The 2,506-nt window shown below is 35.8% G+C and carries 2 protein-coding genes; both read left to right on the top strand.

What is annotated here, in order from left to right; translation table 11 throughout:
- The coding region (locus Q5O73_RS10440; protein ID WP_302669658.1) for a CotH kinase family protein at window positions 1-1,745 on the top strand (1,745 nt) is incomplete at its 5' end.
- Window positions 1,746-1,825: 80 nt separating this feature from the next.
- Window positions 1,826-2,506, top strand: a 681-nt coding sequence (locus tag Q5O73_RS10435) for an RICIN domain-containing protein (RefSeq protein WP_302669657.1), incomplete at its 3' end; no start/stop codon positions are given.

Here is a 2,506-nt window from a genome sequence, read left to right as displayed (position 1 = left end):
GTAAAACACCGGGTACAATAACCGTTATAGGTGGAGAAGACGGTGTGAATTCCGTAAGTGATACAGGAACAATTAAATTAAGAGGAAATTCAACATCTTTGGCAGATAAAGCCGCTTACAATATATCCTTTAGTTCTAAGCAGACATTATTTAGTGGTGCTAAGGCAGCTAAAAAGTGGTGCCTTTTGGCAAATGCATTTGATAAGACCCTTATCAGAAATAAGCTTGCAATGGAACTTGGAAAAGAATTGGGAATGGTGGCAACACCGGAGGAACATTATGCAGACCTATACATTAACGGACAGCTTAAGGGAACATATCTGGTAAGTGAGCCGGCAGACAATGGAAGATCAGGAGTTTCTTATGATGAAACAAATGATAAGGAAATGATGTTTGAGTTAGAGGCTGACAGAGAAGAAGCAGGAGCTACATATTATACAACAAATCTTGGTGTAAGATTCGTAGTGGAGGATCCGGAAGGCTTAGGAACAGACACTGCTAAGTATTCAAACTGGGTGAACACATTATCAGCTTTTGAAACGGCATTAACCGATACGTCTTCAGACAAAGTGTTAGACTGCATAAATGTAGATTCATTTGTGGATATGTATATTGTAAATGAATTATTTAACACGGTTGATTTTGGTTACAGTTCAGTTAAGTTCTATACAAAGGAAGATGCAAAGGGAAATACAATTATATATGCAGGGCCTTTGTGGGATTTTGATTTGTCATCAGGAAATTCATCTGTGGAAGAATGTAGAAAGACAGATGCTTTCAGATGTCAGCAGGTAAATACGTGGTTTGGATACTTAATGAAGAATAGTACCTTTAAAAATAAGGTTATTTCAAAATTTAGGTCAATGCAGCCACAGATTCAGAATCTTTACAGCGAAAATTCTTTAGGAATTAGCAGAATAAATGCTAACTTGAATTATATGGGAAAATCAAAAGACAGAAACTATTCGGCAATAAGTGAAGGCGGTGCAGGCTGGAGCCAATCAACACCGGATTCGGCTGAATACAAATATTACCCATATGGATATAGTACATTGTCACCATACATTAATTATACATATGATGAACATGTTGAATATCTCACTAACTGGTTAGAAACAAGAAATAAATGGATGTGCAGCCAGTGGAATATTAATTATGATACAGCGGGAAGTGAAACAATCAGTACAGACATTGATATTACAGGATATCAGATGACCTCTTCATTAAACGGCATAGCAGGAAATATGGGTATGCGTGTTGTATATGAGGTAGAGTCTACAGTTAATGGAAAGGAAGTTTCCGAAAAAGGACTTATTTACGGACTGGTTTATGGAAACAATCCAATAAGTGAATCAGATTTAACATATGATTCATCCAGCGATTACGTAAAGAGATATATGGCTACCGATGCAGGAAAGTCAAGTGTTCAGTTAGGAGATTCAGAAACAGCATCATACTATGTAATGACAATGAGCTGTGATGCAGGAGATGGAACAGATAATGTAACAGCTAATGCATTTACTGCTAAATACTATGTAAGAGCATATGCAAAGTTAGCAGATGGCTCCATAGTTTACAGTAATGTGGATTCATATACTGTATACGATATTGCAGATTATATTTATCAGAATCAGTTAGTAAGCAACAAGTCTTCATATGACTATTTATATACTAAAATATTGAAATATGTAAACAGCAGTTATAAAGAGGGAGATTACGACTGGGGAAACATAGTGGTAAAATAAATGGCACACAAATAGTACATAAAGAGCTAAATACGAAGGAGGGTATTTGGCTCTTTTAAAATAAAAAAAGGAGGTACAAAATGAATAAGTTTAAGAAATTTATTTCATTATTGCTTGTTGCAACCATGATTGTTACATTTTGCCCTAATGTTAGCATAGGACAAAGTGTTGAAGTAAAAGCCGCAACTTCAGGAATAACTAATGGTGCAACTTACACAATTGTATCTGCATATAATGGAAAGGCAATAACCCAGACTGACCTTTCAACATTTTATGCAAATTGCGTAGTTTGGAATACAGATGCAATGAGTAATTTAGCAAGATGGACATTAAAGGAAACGGGAGATTATTACAATATTACCAATGCAGTATCCGGTAAGAGCATAAAAATAACCGGAAAAAATAATGGGGATAATATGGATTTAAACGGTAATGATAATTCTGATAACTACAGATGGAAACTGGTGCCTATTACATCAGGAACCTATGCAGGATGTTATTATATTGTTTCAGCGGTAAAGAATGATAGCGGTGAGGAAGAATATGCTGAAATTATTAGTGACGATGACAAAAAGAATACCGACGGTGCCCAGGTGAGATTATGGACAAAGTCAAAAAGCGTAGATTATGAGCCACGTCAGATATGGATAATCCAGAAAAGTGACGTGGAGGATGCAACCTTTACAGAGGCAATGGCTGATAAGGCATTAGAGGCATTTAAAAATAAGTATTATGTAAAAAATTCAACCACAGGATATAAC

This window comes from Eubacterium sp. AF15-50 (assembly GCF_934835595.1).
Taxonomy (GTDB): Bacteria; Bacillota; Clostridia; order Lachnospirales; family Lachnospiraceae; genus Eubacterium_G; species Eubacterium_G segne.
Note: the sequence above shows the minus strand (reverse complement) of the source record. Positions and strands in the feature narration are given on the sequence as shown.